Below are 13469 nucleotides of genomic sequence, written 5' to 3'. Positions count from 1 at the left end.
GGCGATTTTCGGGCTCCGGGGGCCGCCTGTGACCGAACGCCTCACCATTTACGATACCACGCTTCGCGACGGCCAGCAGACGCAGGGCGTGCAGTTCACGGCGGCCGAGAAGCACGGGATCGCGGCGATGCTCGACACCCTGGGCGTCGACCACATCGAAGGCGGATGGCCCGGCGCGAACCCCACGGACAGCGAGTTTTTCGCAAGCCCGCCAAGGACTTCCGCCACGTTGGTTGCGTTCGGCATGACGAAGCGCGCGGGCCGGTCCGCATCCAACGACGACGTCCTGGCCGCCGTCCTAGACGCCGGCACCCCGTCCGTCTGCCTGGTCGGCAAGGCCCATATCCGCCACGTCGAAACCGCGCTGAGCATCACGCCTGCGGAGAACCTCGAAAACATAGAGCGATCCATCGCCCACGTCGTCGCCCAAGGCCGCGAAGCCATCTTCGACGCCGAGCATTTCTTCGATGGATATCAGGCGGATAGCACGCATGCCGTCGCCGCCGTGGAAGCCGCGCTCGACGCCGGCGCCCGCTGGGCCGTGCTGTGCGACACCAACGGCGGCACCATGCCCGCCCGCATCGGCGACGTCGTGAACGCCTTGATATCCAGGGGCATTCCCGGCGACCGCCTGGGCATCCACACCCACGACGACACGGGCCAGGCCGTCGCCGGAACGCTCGCCGCCATCGACGCGGGCGCCCGCCATCTGCAGGGAACGCTGAACGGTCTGGGCGAGCGTTGCGGCAACGCCAACCTCGTGACGCTGATCCCGACGCTCGTGTCGAAACCCTATTGGAACGAACGGTTTGCGACCGGAACCTCACCCGATGCCCTGCGCGGCATCCTCAAGGTCAGCCGCCGCCTGGACGAGATCCTGAACCGCGTTCCCCGGCGGGAGGCGGCCTATGTCGGCGCCTCCGCCTTCGCCCACAAGGCCGGCCTCCACGCCAGCGCGGTGCTCAAGGATCCGGGACTCTACGAACACGTCACGCCCGAAACCGTGGGCAACGCCCGCATCGTTCCGATGTCCAACCAGGCCGGATTGTCGAACCTTCGCGCGCGTCTTGCGGATGCGGGGTTGACCGGAACCGACGCTCAACTCCAGAAGCTGCTCGGACGCGTGAAGGACCGCGAGGACGCGGGTTATACCTACGACGGCGCGCAGGCGTCGTTCGAGAACCTCGCCCGCCGTCACCTGGACGCGATGCCGTCCTTCTTCGAGGTGAAGCGCTATCGCGTCACCGTCGAGCGTCGCAAGAACCGCCGGGACGCGATGGTCAGCCTGTCGGAGGCCGTGGTCGTCGTGAAGCTCGACGGCGAGAAGCGCATGTCCGTGTCCGACAGCATGGAAGCGGGCGCCGATGCCGGTCCCGTCAATGCGCTGTCGAAGGCGCTGACCAAGGATCTGGGGCGGTATCAACCGCTCATCGCGGACATGCGGCTGACCGATTTCCGCGTGCGCATCATGCAGGGCGGCACGGAGGCCGTGACGCGGGTCATCATCGACCACGAGGACGCCGCCGGAAACCGCTGGTCCACCGTGGGCGTCAGCCCCAACATCGTCGATGCGTCCTTCGAGGCGCTGCTCGACGCGATCGAGTGGAAGCTCTGCCGCGACGCGGCTTCGGACACCGCCCGCGCCGATGGCTGATCCGTCGGACGACGACGTCGGCGCCTGCGCGGCCCTGGTCGCCCGCGGCGACCCGCCCCGCTTCCGCGCCGCGATGGCCGCACCGCTCGACGTCCGCCGCGTCCTGTTCCCGATCTACGCCTTCAACCTCGAAGTCGCCCGCGCGCCCTGGGTCGTGTCCGACCCGATGCTGGCCCGCATCCGCCTGCAATGGTGGCGCGACGTCCTGGCCGAGATCGCCGAAGGCCGCCCCGTCCGGCGGCACGAGGTCGCGACCCCCCTGGGCGCCGTCCTCGACGCCGACGCAGCCCGGGCGCTGGACGATCTGGTGGTGGTCCGCCACGACGATCTGGAGCGCGCCGCCCCGGCGGACGCGGACGCCGTGGTGGCCTATGCCGACGCGACGGCGGGCGCGCTGCTGCGCATGGCGGGGCGGCTGGCGGGCGGCACGGGGGACGACGCGCTGGGCCTGGCGGGGCGCGCGCAGGGCTTGGCCGGCTACCTGTCCGCCGTGCCGATCCTGCGCGACCGCGGCTTCGACCCGCTGCCCCCCGGCGACATGGATTTGACGACGAAGGCCCTCGCGGAACAGGGGCTCGACGCCGCCCGGCGGGCGAGGAGCCTGGACGCCGATGCCCGGTCCCGCGCGGTCATGCTTGTGCTGCCGGAGGCCGCGGCGACTCTCCGGGCGCTATCCAAGCACCCGGCCGCGCCGGTACCGTCCGAACCCCCGCTCCGCGCTCGCCTGTCCCTCGCCTGGCGCGCGGCGTCGGGCCGCCCCTGACCTTGGAGCGGCATACCAGGGTTCGACACGGGGACATTCACGCGGAAACGGCTTGACGTGAACCCATGCTCCCGCGGACACACCGCCGGAGCGCGATTCCTCAGGCCCGCTCCGTCCGAAGATAGCTGCGCATCCCGTAGATCAGCGGCGATCCCGTTTCCGACACGCGGACGGCACGGACGGCGCCGATCAGAACCAAGTGGGTGCCCACGGCGTCCGACGACTGCACCTCGCAGTCGAAGGCCGCCAGGCCCGCCAGGACGGGGGCGCCTGTCGCCATCACGTCCCAGATCAGGCCGGCGAACTTGTCCGCGACGCCCGCGCGTCCGGCGAAGCGGTCCGCCACGTCCTGCTGGTCGGACCCCAGGACGTTGATGGCGAAGCGCCCGTTCGCCAGGATGGGTTCCGCCGCCGCGGCGCCCCGGTTGACGCAGACCAGCATCGTCGGCGCGTCCCCGTCCGCCGACACGGACGTCATCGCCGACACCGTCAGCCCCGCACGTCCCGCTTCGCCGTCGGTCGTCACGACGCTGACGGTCGCGGCGCAACGGCTCATGGCGTGCACGAAGTCCTGGCGGAGGTCTGTCATGCGAGGGCACCTAACGCCTTGCGGGGGGGAGTCGACCCCCGCCATATGGGGCCGCAGGGGGAGGACCGCCATGGCATTGCTTCAGGACGCGCGCGACCAGGTCGACGGGGCCGTGACCGGTCCGGTCAAGGGCCTGCGGATGGAGAACGCCTTCGGCGGCGTGCCCAGCATGTTCCGCCGCCGGTATTCCAAGGACCTATCGGGCTTCGACGTCGCGATCACGGGCATCCCCTTCGATGGGGCGGTCACCCACCGCCCCGGCACCCGCTTCGGTCCCCGCGCCCTGCGCGAGGCCAGCGCCCTGCAGGTCTTCGATCCGCCCTGGGGCTGGGACGGCCTGTCGCCGTTGGAGGATCTGGCCATCGCCGATTACGGCGATTGCGGGTTCGACTATGCCCAGGTGGCCGACTTCCCCGGCGCCCTGCGCGATCACGTCCGCGGCATCCTGGGCCAGGGCGCGGCCTGCATCGCGATGGGGGGCGACCACTACGTCAGCTTCCCCATCCTCCAGGTCCATGCGGAGGTCCACGGCCCGCTGTCCCTGATCCAGTTCGACGCCCATTCGGACACGTGGCCCGACGACGACCTGACTCGGGTGGACCATGGGACCATGTTCTACAAGGCCGTGAAGGCGGGCGTGATCGACCCCGCCACGTCTGTGCAGGTCGGCATCCGCACGGTGAACGACGACCCCCAGGGCGTGCGCACGATCACCGCCCGCGACGTCCACGACACCGGCCCGGGTGCCGTCGCCGCTGCCATCCGGGAAACGGTGGGCGATCGCCCAGCCTACGTGACGTTCGACATCGACTGCCTCGATCCGGCCTTCGCGCCGGGCACGGGCACGCCCGTCTGGGGGGGCCTGTCGTCGGCCCAGGCGGCCGCGATTCTGCGCGACATCGCGGGCGTCAACATGGTGGGCGGCGACGTGGTCGAGGTCTCGCCCCCCTACGACACGACGGGGGCCACCGCGATCGCGGGCGCCCATGTCGTGATGGAGCTTCTGTGCCTGTGGGAATGGACCCGCCGATGAGGCGCGCGTTCCTCCGCGCGCTGTCCATCGCGGCGGGGGTCCTTCTGGCGGTCGTCGCCCTGGTGGCCTGCGCCGGGGTGGCGGTGACGACCGCGCCAGGCGACGGGTCCGACCCGGGCGCCACGTCCGCCCAGCAGGACGCGGCACGTGCCTATCTGGCCGCGTCGCTGACGCCCCTGCCGGACGACTGGCGGACGGATCGCTTCGACACGGCCCCCGGCATCGTCTTGGAAACGGGAGCCTTGCCCGCGCGCGGGACCCGCCGCGGCACAGTCGTCTTCGTTCCCGGCTACACCGCCCCGCTGGAGATGTACGCAGACGAGATGGTTCGCCTGGCCGACGCGGGTTGGGACGTCGCCGCGGTGTCCCAGCGGGGGCAGGGACGGTCGACCCGCACGGGTCCGGTCCCCGACATGGGTCACGTGACCGACTATGCGGACCTGACCGCCGATCTGGCGTCCTTCGTCGCGGCGCAGGCGGGACCGGTCGCGATCGTCGCCGTGTCGAAGGGCGGGCACGTCGCCCTGCGCACCGCGGCCGAACGCGCGCCCGACATCCTGGGCCTGGCCGCCATCGTGCCGATGGTCGAGATCCGGACCGATCCCTTCCCCGGTTGGATCGGCCGGACCCTGGCGGAAACGATGGTCCGGACCGGCCTGGGCGAACGCTACGCGCCCGGTCCAGGGTCGTGGGACCGGGCGGCCCTGTTCGACCCGGACGGCGGGTCGGACGAACCGACGCGATGCTCCGGCACGCCCGAGCGCGCACACATGCGCGACGCGCTCTTCACGCTCGATTCGAACCTGCGCGTCGACGCCCCGTCGATGGCCTGGGTGGCCGCGACCCTGCGGTCCCAGGACCGCCTGCGCGCCCTGGGTCCCGCGATCGCCGTGCCGACGCTGATGGTGACCGCGGGCCGCGACACGATCGTGCGCTCGGACGCCGCGGCGCGCCTGTGCGACGTAGCCCGCGATTGCCGACGCATCCACCTGCCCGACGCCATGCACTGCGCTCTGGAAGGCGACCGCGCCACGTCCGCGCGGATCATGGACGACGTGGTCGCGTTCCTGGACACGCTCGCGCCCTGATCGCGAACGCCCCCGGCCATGCGGCCGGGGGCCTCCCGTCGTTCGTCCCCGAGGCGGCGTCCTACCGCTTGCGGCGCGCCATCGCGCCCATGCCGGCCAAGCCGCCCAGCAACAGCAGGCCCGCCGCGGGAACGGGCACCGGCGAGACCGAAACCTCCGCGATGTCGAACCCGCCCGTCGTCTGCCCCTGCCTGGGGGTCGACGTGTCCGTGAAGCGCAGGACGTCGAACGTCCCCCCGAACGCGAACGAGAACGGGGTCTGCGACTGCGCGTTCGTGACCCGGGCCAACTCGGTGAACGTACCGTTCCGGCCGCCGAAGATGGTGGCCGATTCGGGACGCGCGTCGGCCGAGCCGAACGTGACCTCGATCACGGAGCCGGGTCCCGTGAACGGTTGCCCGAACACGAAGTCGACGGTCGATCCCAGGCCGATCTCGAAGAACGTGCTCGCGTCGCCGTCGAAGGCGTTGCCGATGATGTTGCGGCCGTTGTCGCTGCCGCGATTCGCGACCGCGTCGGGGTCGAACGTCGCGCCGATGGGCGTCAGCGTTGCGGCGGAGGCCGCGCCGGCCGTAAGCGCCGCGGCGAGGATGGTGGCTGTGAATGTCTTCATGGTCGAATGCTCCTAAAAGATGCAACGGTTTCGATACGAATACCTCATACGACCGGCGCGGGGGGAGGGCCGATCGTCGTCGGTGGTTAACGTCCCGGACCCTCGACAGCCCCAGGTTGTCTGCCTATCTGTCCGGGGCGACCATACGGATCTCTCCCATGCCCCGCGACCTCAAGATCCCCGAACAGCGCCATCCCGAGAAGGCCCGCCGCCCGGATCAGGTCCAGCCGAAGAAGCCGTCGTGGATCCGCGTGAAGGCCCCCGTCGGCGAAGGCTACAGGCAGACGGCGAAGATCATGCGGGACCACAAGCTGGTCACGGTCTGCGAGGAAGCGGGCTGCCCCAACGTGGGCGAATGCTGGAGCCAGGGCCACGCCACCATGATGATCATGGGCGAGGTGTGCACCCGCGCCTGCACCTTCTGCAACATCGCCACCGGCAAGCCGCCCGAGGCCCTGGACGTGTTCGAGCCGGGACGCGTGGCCGACGCCGTGGCGAAGCTGGGGCTCAATCACGTGGTCGTCACCTCCGTGGATCGCGACGACGTGGCCGACGGGGGGGCAGAGCACTTCGCCCAAACCATCCGCGCCATCCGCAAGCGCAGCCCCGCCACCACGATCGAGATCCTGACCCCCGACTTCATCCGCTGCGGTCCGGACGCGCTGGAAGTCGTCGTGGCCGCGCGACCGGACGTGTTCAACCACAACCTGGAAACGGTCCCGGGCCTCTATCCGGAGGTCCGTCCCGGCGCGCGCTACTTCCATTCCCTCCGCCTGCTGCAGCGCGTGAAGGAGATGGATCCCTCGATGTTCACCAAGTCCGGCATCATGGTCGGCCTGGGCGAGGACCGGCAATCGGTGCTGCAGGTCATGGACGACATGCGCGCCGCCGACATCGACTTCCTGACGATCGGCCAGTACCTGCAGCCCACGCCCAAGCATCACCGGGTCGACCGCTTCGTCACGCCGGACGAGTTCGCGGGGTACGAGCGTGCCGCCTGGGGCAAGGGCTTCCTGATGGTGTCGGCCACGCCCCTGACGCGCAGCAGCTATCACGCGGGGGACGACTTCGCGCGGCTGCGGGCCGAACGCGACAAGCGACTGGGCCTGGCCATCACGTGAGGGGCCTGCTGGCGCTGATGATCTCGCTGGCGGCGGGTTGCGCGATCGGCGTCGTCGCGGCCCCCTGGATCAGCCCCCCACCGGCCCCGCCCGCGCCCACGGTCGCCCCACGTGGCGACCTGGCCGGCGACGAGGCGGCCGCCATCGCGTTGTTCCAGGGTGCGCAGGCCTCCGTGGTCTTCATCGCGACCACGGCGCGGGGCATGGATATGTTCCGGCGCGGCATGGACATGCCGTCGGGCACCGGCTCCGGGTTCGTGTGGGGCGAAGGCTACGTCGTCACGAACGCCCACGTGGTCGAGAACGCGACGGGCGCGTCCGTCCGGCTGCCGGGCGGCCGCGCGGTCCGGGCGAGGCTGGTGGGAACGGACCGGCGCAACGACCTGGCCGTACTGCGCGTGCCGGGCATGGGGATGCGACCCCTGCCGTTGGGGACGAGCGCGGACCTGGCGGTCGGGCAGAACGTGTTCGCGATCGGCAACCCGTTCGGGTTGGACTTCACCCTGACGCGCGGCATCGTCAGCGCGCTCGACCGCGACCTTCCGGTGGACCGCGCGCTCACGATCCGGGGGCTGATCCAGACGGACGCCGCGATCAACCCGGGCAATTCCGGCGGGCCGCTGCTGGACAGCGCGGGACGGCTGATCGGGGTGAACACGGCGATCTTCTCGCCTTCGGGCGCGAATGCCGGGATCGGGTTCGCCGTCCCGGTCGACGTGGTCGCACGCGTCGTGCCCCAGCTGATCGCGCGCGGCACCTATGCCCCGCCCGCGCTGGGCATCAGCGGGGACGCGCGCGCCGACGCGCTGCTGCGCGCGAACGGACTGCCGCCGGGCGTGATGGTGTTGGAGGTCCTGCCCGGCGGTCCGGCCGCGCGGGCGGGGTTGGAACCGGCGCGCGTGACCGCCGACGGCATCGTCCCGGGCGACGTGATCGAGGCGCTGGACGGCACGCGCGTCGAACGGCTGGACGGCCTGCTGGCCGAGCTGGACCGCCACGCCGTCGGGGATAGGGTGACGTTGACGGTACGCCGGGGCGACGATCGCCGCGAGGTGGAGGTGACCCTGGCCGAAGGGGGCTGAGGGCGATCCGCTCAGACGCGCACGTGGGTCGGGGCATCCGCCATGGGGCCGGGACGCCCGGTCAGCCATCCCTGTGCGCATTCGACGCCCATCGCCTTCAGCACGGACCATTCGCCCCGCGTCTCGACCCCCTCCGCCGTGACCGTGGCCCGGGTCTCGCCGGCGAAGTGGACCAGCGCCGCCGCCATCGACCGCCGCGCGGCGTCCGTGTCGATGTGGCGGACCAGCGAGATGTCCAGCTTCAGGATGTCGGGACGCAGCTGCAACAACTGCTGCAGGCCGGCATAGCCCGCGCCGACGTCGTCCACGGCGATCTGGACCCCCATCGAGCGCAGCCCGGTGACCGCGCCCACGACCTTCGGGGCGTCCATGTCGACCTCGGCCTCCGTGATCTCCAGGGTGACGCGCGAGGGGCCGCATCGCCCGAACGCCTGCCGCAACCGTCCGCTCCCGATGGTGGAGGGCGAGGCGTTGACGGACAGGCGCTGTCCCGCATCCAAGTCAGGCACCGCGTCGAGCGCGCGGTCCAGGACGGCCAACTCCAGCTCGGCCACCATGCCGGCCCGCCTCGCGTCGTCGAACACCCCGCGAGGACCGCGATGCAATGGGCTGCGGAACCGGCTCAGCGCCTCGAACCCCGCCAGGGCGCCGTCGTTCATGCGATAGATCGGCTGGAACACCGTTTCGAAGCCGCTGCCGTCCAGGATGACGCGCGTGCGGTCCCGTGCTTCGCGCTTGTCGGCCCCCGCGGACAGTCGGTGGCGCACCTGCTCCGCGGCCAAGCCGGCGAACATGCGCATGACCTTCAGGTCCCGCTCGTTCAGCGATGGGTTCGGCGTCGGCGACAGGCAGCAGAACATGCCATAGGTGGTTCCGTCGGGCTTCTGGATCGGCAGGCTGACATGGCTGCCGATGGGGGCGTCCTTCGTGATCGGAAGGCTGCGGGCCAGCGGGATCGCCCCCGTGTCGGGGATCAGTTGCGGCAGGTCGCCCGACAGGATGTGCTTGCAATAGACGCTGTTGAGGTCCTTGCTGTCCCCCGGCTTGATCAGATGCGTCAGCCCCGGGGCACTGACGTTGCGGAACACCGTCTGGTCGCCGACGAATTCCGACAGGTACGCGATGGGCATGCCTAGGTGCTCCCGGACCGAATCGAGGGCCCGGTTGATGATCGCCTCGCCGTCCGCGTCGCCTTCGGCGGCCGCTCGTTTCGCCAGGTCTTCGATTCTCATTACGGATGATCCTCCGGGCCGACGGGTCCGGGGCTAGGCAACAAACGCTAAGAAATGGAAAAGGTGCGGCGCCAGGCGGCCCAGTCCTCCGGCGTGTCCAGGTCCACCAGTGCCGCGGTGCCGGGCAACCGGACGATGGCCCCGCCGTGCCGTGCCACGACGGCACGGGCGCCCCCATCGCCGGCCAGGGCGGACAGGTCCGGGAACAGGGACCGGTCGAACACGACCGGATGTCCCGGGCGTCCATCGGAGGTCGCCGCGCGCAGCACCGGGCCGTCACCGGTGCGCCAGGCCGCCGCGACGAGGCCGAGCGCGGTGGCGTCGATCTCCGGCATGTCCGCGAGATGCAGCATTGCGGCCTCCCCCCGGCACGCCGCGATGCCCGCGGCGATGGAGGCGGACATTCCGCCGTCCGCCACGTCCACGATCCGCGCGGGCGTGTCGGTCAGCCAGGACCGGCGGGTCCGGTCGGTCGCGGGCAAGACCACGATCACCTCCGCCACGGCCGCGCAGGCGGCCCGAACGGCACGAAGGATCAGAGGCGTGCCGCCCACGTCCTCCAGCAGCTTGTCGGCGCCGCGCATTCGCGACGACCGGCCCGCGGCCAGGATCACGATCGCGGGGTCTGGTCTGTCGGGCATGGAGGAACCGGCGGGGATCGTGGCGGAGAGGAAGGGATTCGAACCCTCGAGACGGTTTCCCGCCTACACACTTTCCAGGCGTGCGCCTTCGACCACTCGGCCACCTCTCCGCGGGCGGAGTTATAGGGCCGCGCGGCGGGACGCAAGCATCGGCTGGCGCGGACGTGACTTGCACGTGACGGTCCGCCATGGTGACCCGATCGACGATACCGACGAAGGCGATGCCCATGATCCGAACCCTGGCCTTGATGGTTGCCACGGCCCTGCCGGCCGCCGCGCAGGACGTGGCCGACATGATGCCCCGCGACGGTTGGGTGGTGACGCGGACGGCGATGCCGTTCGACGGGCTTGTCGCCGCAATCCGCGATGCGGCGGCGGCGAACGGCCTCGCGGTGGTGACGCAGGCGGGACCGACGGGGGCCGCGGCACGGCGCGGCATCGCCATACCGGGCAACCGCGTCCTGGGGCTGTTCAACAACGACTTGGCCGTCCGGCTGCTGCAGGCATCCACGCCCGCCATGTCGGAGGCGCCGATGCGGGTCTACGTCACGGAGAACGCGGACGGCACCGCGACGCTGTCCTATGAACCGCCATCCGTCGTGCTGGCACCCTATGCGTCCGACGCGTCCGACCCCGGGACCGTGCAGGCGATCGGAGCCGACCTCGACGCGGCCTTCACGGCGATCGCGGTGGAGGTGGCGCGATGACCCTGCGCGCCGCCGACGTCGTCGCCCGCCGCCTTCATGCCGCAGGGTGCCGCCGCGCCTATGGGATGCCGGGGGGCGAGGTGCTGACCGTCGTGGACGCCCTGGTCGGCGCGGGGATCGAATTCGTCCTGTGCCACCACGAGAACGCGGGCGGCTTCATGGGGGAAGGGGGCCACCACGTCGACGGCGCCCCCGCGATCCTGGTCGCGACCGTCGGGCCAGGTGCCATGAACGGGGTGAACGTCGTGGCCAACGCCGAGCAGGACCGCGTGCCGATGATCGTGCTGACCGGCTGCGTCGATGCCGGGGACGCGGAAACCTATACCCACCAGGTCCTCGACCACAGGGCCGTGTTCGCGCCCATCACGAAGGCGACCTTCACCCTCGACGCCGGGGCCGCCGCCGTCCAGGCCGACAAGGCGGTTCGCATCGCGCGGGCCGGGCGGGCGGGACCGGTCCTCATCGACGTGCCGATCTCCGTGGCGGACGCCCCCGCCCTCGACGCGCCCCCGCAGCCCGCGACCGCGCCGGGGGCCATCGGCGCGCAGGCCGTCGCGACCGCCCGCGAATGGCTGGCGGCGGCGGACCGTCCGATCATGCTCGCCGGCCTGGACGCGGTGCGGGACGATGCGGGCGCCGCCATCCTGGGGCTGTGCGAACGGCACGGCATTCCCTTGGTGACGACCTACAAGGCGAAGGGCATCGTGGACGAGGGGCATCCGCTGTGCCTGGGCGGCGCGGGGCTGTCGCCGTTGGCAGACGGGCATCTGCTGCCCCTGTTCGAACGCGCGGATCTGATACTGCTGGCCGGGTACGACCCGATCGAGATGCGGACCGGGTGGCGGAACGTCTGGGACGCGGATCGGCAGAACGTCCTCGACATCGTCCACGCGCCGAACGTCCACGGGATGCACCGCGCGACGATGGAGGTCGTGGCCCCCATCGACGACGCGCTGGATGCGCTGGGTGGGGTCGCGTCCCGCGCGGTCTGGGCGGACGACGCGCCCGCGCGCGTGCGGGATGCCCTGCGCGCCGCCTTTGCGTCCGAAACATGGGGACCCGGCGCGGTGATCGCCACGTGCCGCGGCGCATGCCCCCCCGGCACCATCGCCACGGTCGATTCGGGTGCGCACCGGATATTGCTGTCGCAGATGTGGACCTGCGACGGGCCGCGGACGCTGCTTCAGTCCTCCGGCCTGTGCACGATGGGCTGCGCGTTGCCACTTGCGGTCGGCGCGAAGCGCGCCGCCCCCCATCGCCCGGTCGTGGGCTTCATGGGCGATGCCGGCTTCCTGATGGTCGCGGGCGAGCTGGCCTCCGCCGCGGCGCTCGGACTGCCGGTCGTCTTCGTCGTCTTCGTCGACGAGAGCCTGGCGTTGATCGAGCTGAAGCAGCGGGGGCGGCAGATGCGGCAGGCCGGCGTGTCCTTCGCCAGCCACGGCTATGCGAAGATCGCCGAAGGGTTCGGCGGCCACGGGGTCACGGTTCGGGACGCGGACGCGCTGCGTGCCGCGATGGAGGCGGCGCTGGTGGCGGACCGCTTCACCCTGATCGCGGCCGAGATCGAGGCGGGGGCCTATGACGGACGCATCTGAACCGCACGGGCCGCTGCGCGGGGTCAACGTGCTGGACCTGTCCCGCATCCTGGCCGGGCCGACCTGCACGCAACTCCTGGGCGATCTGGGGGCGTCCGTCCTCAAGGTCGAGAACCCGGCCACGGGGGGCGACGACACGCGCCAATGGGGTCCGCCCTACGTGATGGACGGGGACGATCAAACGGACCTGTCTGCCTATTTCCTGTCTGCCAACCGCAACAAGCGGTCCGTTCCGATCAATATCGCGACCGGGGCGGGACAGGACGCGGTCCGGCATCTCGCCGCCCTGGCCGACGTGGTGGTCGAGAACTTCAAGCCGGGCGGCTTGGCGCGGTACGGGCTGGGATGGAACGACCTGCGCGGGGTCAACCCGGCGCTCGTCTATTGCTCCATCTCCGGGTTCGGTCAGACCGGGCCCAACGCGCACCGCCCCGGCTATGATCTGATGGCGCAGGGCTATGGCGGGATCATGTCCATCACGGGCGAACCGGACGGGGCACCGATGAAGGTCGGCGTCGGCATCGCGGACGTGATGTGCGGCATGTACGCCTGCGTGGGCATCCTCGCCGCGCTGCGCCACGCGGAGGCGACGGGGCAGGGACAGCAGATCGACGTGGCCCTGGTGGACAGCCAGATCGCCTGGACCATAAACGAGGGGGTGAACACGCGGCTGTCGGGTTGGGCGCCGCTCCGCCGCGGCAACGACCATCCGAACATCGTCCCCTACGGCGTCTATGCCACCGCCGACGGGCACGTCATCGTTGCGGTCGGAAACGACGGCCAGTTCCGCCGCTTCTGCCGCGTGATCGGAAAGGACGCGCTGCCGGACGATCCCCGCTTCGCGACGAACCCCTTGCGCATCCGGAACCGGTCCGCGTTGGCCGCGATCCTGGAGCCGGCCCTGGCCGCCATGACGACCGACGCCGTGTTGAGCGGCCTGGAAGGGGCCGGGGTGCCGGTCGGCCCCGTCCAGACCCTGCCGGAGGTGTTCGCCAGCCCCCAGGCCCGGGCACGCGGCATGGTCCTCGACATGGACACGCCCGGCGAGCGGGAGCCGCTGACCCTGCCGCTGATCGGCAATCCGCTGCACCTGTCCGCCACGCCCGTCACCTACCGTCATCCGCCCCCGCGTTTCGGGGCGGACGCGGACCGCCTCGACCGCGACGACCCGTTCGGCGACGATTGACGGCAGGCTTCCGCCGTGGGGGGTGCGCCGCGTCCGCGGACCCGCGCCAGGGCCACATGACGGAACCTCACCTTTGCGTCAGACCGCCCGCCGGGCCGTAGGCGGGGCGTGGAGGGTCCGTTAACACGGGGACGAAGGCGGAGCGTGTCCCCCGGTCCGCCGCAC

Annotated in this window: 13 protein-coding genes and 1 tRNA gene; 9 read left to right on the top strand and 5 right to left on the bottom strand. The window is 71.2% G+C overall.

Annotated elements, in window-relative coordinates; all coding sequences use genetic code 11:
- Positions 1-28: 28 nt before the first annotated feature.
- Positions 29-1654, top strand: a complete 1626-nt coding sequence (gene cimA / locus P0084_RS02085) for a citramalate synthase (RefSeq protein WP_308915141.1) — start codon at positions 29-31, stop codon at positions 1652-1654.
- Positions 1647-2417, top strand: coding sequence for a squalene/phytoene synthase family protein (locus tag P0084_RS02080; protein WP_308915140.1), 771 nt, complete (start codon positions 1647-1649; stop codon positions 2415-2417). Before cimA ends, P0084_RS02080 begins: the two co-directional genes overlap by 8 nt.
- A gap of 100 nt (positions 2418-2517) precedes the next feature.
- Here the strand turns inward: P0084_RS02080 and P0084_RS02075 are convergent, their stop codons facing one another.
- On the bottom strand, positions 2518-3006 hold the full coding sequence (locus P0084_RS02075) for a flavin reductase family protein (protein WP_308915139.1): 489 nt from the start codon (positions 3004-3006) through the stop codon (positions 2518-2520).
- 70 nt (positions 3007-3076) lie between these two features.
- Between P0084_RS02075 and speB the strand changes: the two genes are divergently transcribed.
- Together speB and P0084_RS02065 are read left to right on the top strand one after the other, a co-directional pair.
- On the top strand, positions 3077-4039 hold the full coding sequence (gene speB, locus P0084_RS02070; RefSeq protein WP_308915138.1) for an agmatinase: 963 nt from the start codon (positions 3077-3079) through the stop codon (positions 4037-4039).
- On the top strand, positions 4036-5127 hold the full coding sequence (locus P0084_RS02065) for an alpha/beta fold hydrolase (RefSeq protein WP_308915137.1): 1092 nt from the start codon (positions 4036-4038) through the stop codon (positions 5125-5127). The genes speB and P0084_RS02065 overlap by 4 nt, the downstream gene beginning before the upstream one ends.
- Positions 5128-5188: 61 nt before the next feature.
- Here the strand turns inward: P0084_RS02065 and P0084_RS02060 are convergent, their stop codons facing one another.
- Positions 5189-5740: a VPLPA-CTERM sorting domain-containing protein gene (locus tag P0084_RS02060; RefSeq protein ID WP_308915136.1), complete on the bottom strand. Its 552-nt coding sequence runs from the start codon at positions 5738-5740 to the stop codon at positions 5189-5191.
- A gap of 158 nt (positions 5741-5898) precedes the next feature.
- On the opposite strand from P0084_RS02060, the gene lipA reads away from it, so the two are divergent.
- Together lipA and P0084_RS02050 are read left to right on the top strand one after the other, a co-directional pair.
- Entirely contained in the window at positions 5899-6861 is a 963-nt protein-coding gene (gene lipA / locus P0084_RS02055; protein WP_308915135.1) for a lipoyl synthase, read from the top strand.
- On the top strand, positions 6858-7943 hold the full coding sequence (locus P0084_RS02050) for a trypsin-like peptidase domain-containing protein (protein WP_308915134.1): 1086 nt from the start codon (positions 6858-6860) through the stop codon (positions 7941-7943). The genes lipA and P0084_RS02050 overlap by 4 nt, the downstream gene beginning before the upstream one ends.
- 11 nt (positions 7944-7954) lie before the next feature.
- On the opposite strand, the gene P0084_RS02045 is transcribed toward P0084_RS02050, so the two are convergent.
- The 3 genes from P0084_RS02045 to P0084_RS02035 form a co-directional block, all read right to left on the bottom strand.
- Positions 7955-9175: a sensor domain-containing phosphodiesterase gene (locus P0084_RS02045; protein WP_308915133.1), complete on the bottom strand. Its 1221-nt coding sequence runs from the start codon at positions 9173-9175 to the stop codon at positions 7955-7957.
- A gap of 47 nt (positions 9176-9222) precedes the next feature.
- A complete protein-coding gene (locus tag P0084_RS02040) occupies positions 9223-9816 on the bottom strand; it encodes a nucleotidyltransferase family protein (RefSeq protein ID WP_308915132.1) in 594 nt (197 codons plus the stop codon).
- Between the two features lie 20 nt (positions 9817-9836).
- Positions 9837-9926 (bottom strand) — tRNA-Ser (locus tag P0084_RS02035).
- Between the two features lie 117 nt (positions 9927-10043).
- On the opposite strand from P0084_RS02035, the gene P0084_RS02030 reads away from it, so the two are divergent.
- From P0084_RS02030 to P0084_RS02020, 3 genes are read left to right on the top strand one after another with little or no spacing between them, the layout of a single operon-like run.
- Positions 10044-10523, top strand: a complete 480-nt coding sequence (locus tag P0084_RS02030; RefSeq protein ID WP_308915131.1) for a DUF302 domain-containing protein — start codon at positions 10044-10046, stop codon at positions 10521-10523.
- Positions 10520-12118 (top strand): thiamine pyrophosphate-binding protein, encoded by a 1599-nt coding sequence (locus tag P0084_RS02025; protein WP_308915130.1) that lies wholly within the window; start codon positions 10520-10522, stop codon positions 12116-12118. Before P0084_RS02030 ends, P0084_RS02025 begins: the two co-directional genes overlap by 4 nt.
- Positions 12102-13304 (top strand): CaiB/BaiF CoA transferase family protein, encoded by a 1203-nt coding sequence (locus P0084_RS02020; protein ID WP_308915129.1) that lies wholly within the window; start codon positions 12102-12104, stop codon positions 13302-13304. Before P0084_RS02025 ends, P0084_RS02020 begins: the two co-directional genes overlap by 17 nt.
- Positions 13305-13469 lie beyond the last annotated feature (165 nt).

The sequence above is a fragment of the Jannaschia maritima genome, from assembly GCF_030973515.1.
Taxonomy (GTDB): domain Bacteria; phylum Pseudomonadota; class Alphaproteobacteria; order Rhodobacterales; family Rhodobacteraceae; genus Jannaschia; species Jannaschia maritima.
Note: the sequence above shows the minus strand (reverse complement) of the source record. Positions and strands in the feature narration are given on the sequence as shown.

What these genes read in the sequence shown, in the direction of transcription:
- P0084_RS02025 (WP_308915130.1), top strand. Translation starts at nt 10,520, where the DNA reads ATGACCCTGCGCGCCGCCGACGTCGTCGCCCGCCGCCTTCATGCCGCA.
- P0084_RS02065 (WP_308915137.1), top strand. Translation starts at nt 4,036, where the DNA reads ATGAGGCGCGCGTTCCTCCGCGCGCTGTCCATCGCGGCGGGGGTCCTT.
- P0084_RS02045 (WP_308915133.1), bottom strand. Translation starts at nt 9,175, where the DNA reads ATGAGAATCGAAGACCTGGCGAAACGAGCGGCCGCCGAAGGCGACGCG.
- P0084_RS02060 (WP_308915136.1), bottom strand. Translation starts at nt 5,740, where the DNA reads ATGAAGACATTCACAGCCACCATCCTCGCCGCGGCGCTTACGGCCGGC.
- P0084_RS02080 (WP_308915140.1), top strand. Translation starts at nt 1,647, where the DNA reads ATGGCTGATCCGTCGGACGACGACGTCGGCGCCTGCGCGGCCCTGGTC.
- P0084_RS02040 (WP_308915132.1), bottom strand. Translation starts at nt 9,816, where the DNA reads ATGCCCGACAGACCAGACCCCGCGATCGTGATCCTGGCCGCGGGCCGG.
- speB (WP_308915138.1), top strand. Translation starts at nt 3,077, where the DNA reads ATGGCATTGCTTCAGGACGCGCGCGACCAGGTCGACGGGGCCGTGACC.
- P0084_RS02020 (WP_308915129.1), top strand. Translation starts at nt 12,102, where the DNA reads ATGACGGACGCATCTGAACCGCACGGGCCGCTGCGCGGGGTCAACGTG.
- lipA (WP_308915135.1), top strand. Translation starts at nt 5,899, where the DNA reads ATGCCCCGCGACCTCAAGATCCCCGAACAGCGCCATCCCGAGAAGGCC.
- P0084_RS02075 (WP_308915139.1), bottom strand. Translation starts at nt 3,006, where the DNA reads ATGACAGACCTCCGCCAGGACTTCGTGCACGCCATGAGCCGTTGCGCC.
- P0084_RS02030 (WP_308915131.1), top strand. Translation starts at nt 10,044, where the DNA reads ATGATCCGAACCCTGGCCTTGATGGTTGCCACGGCCCTGCCGGCCGCC.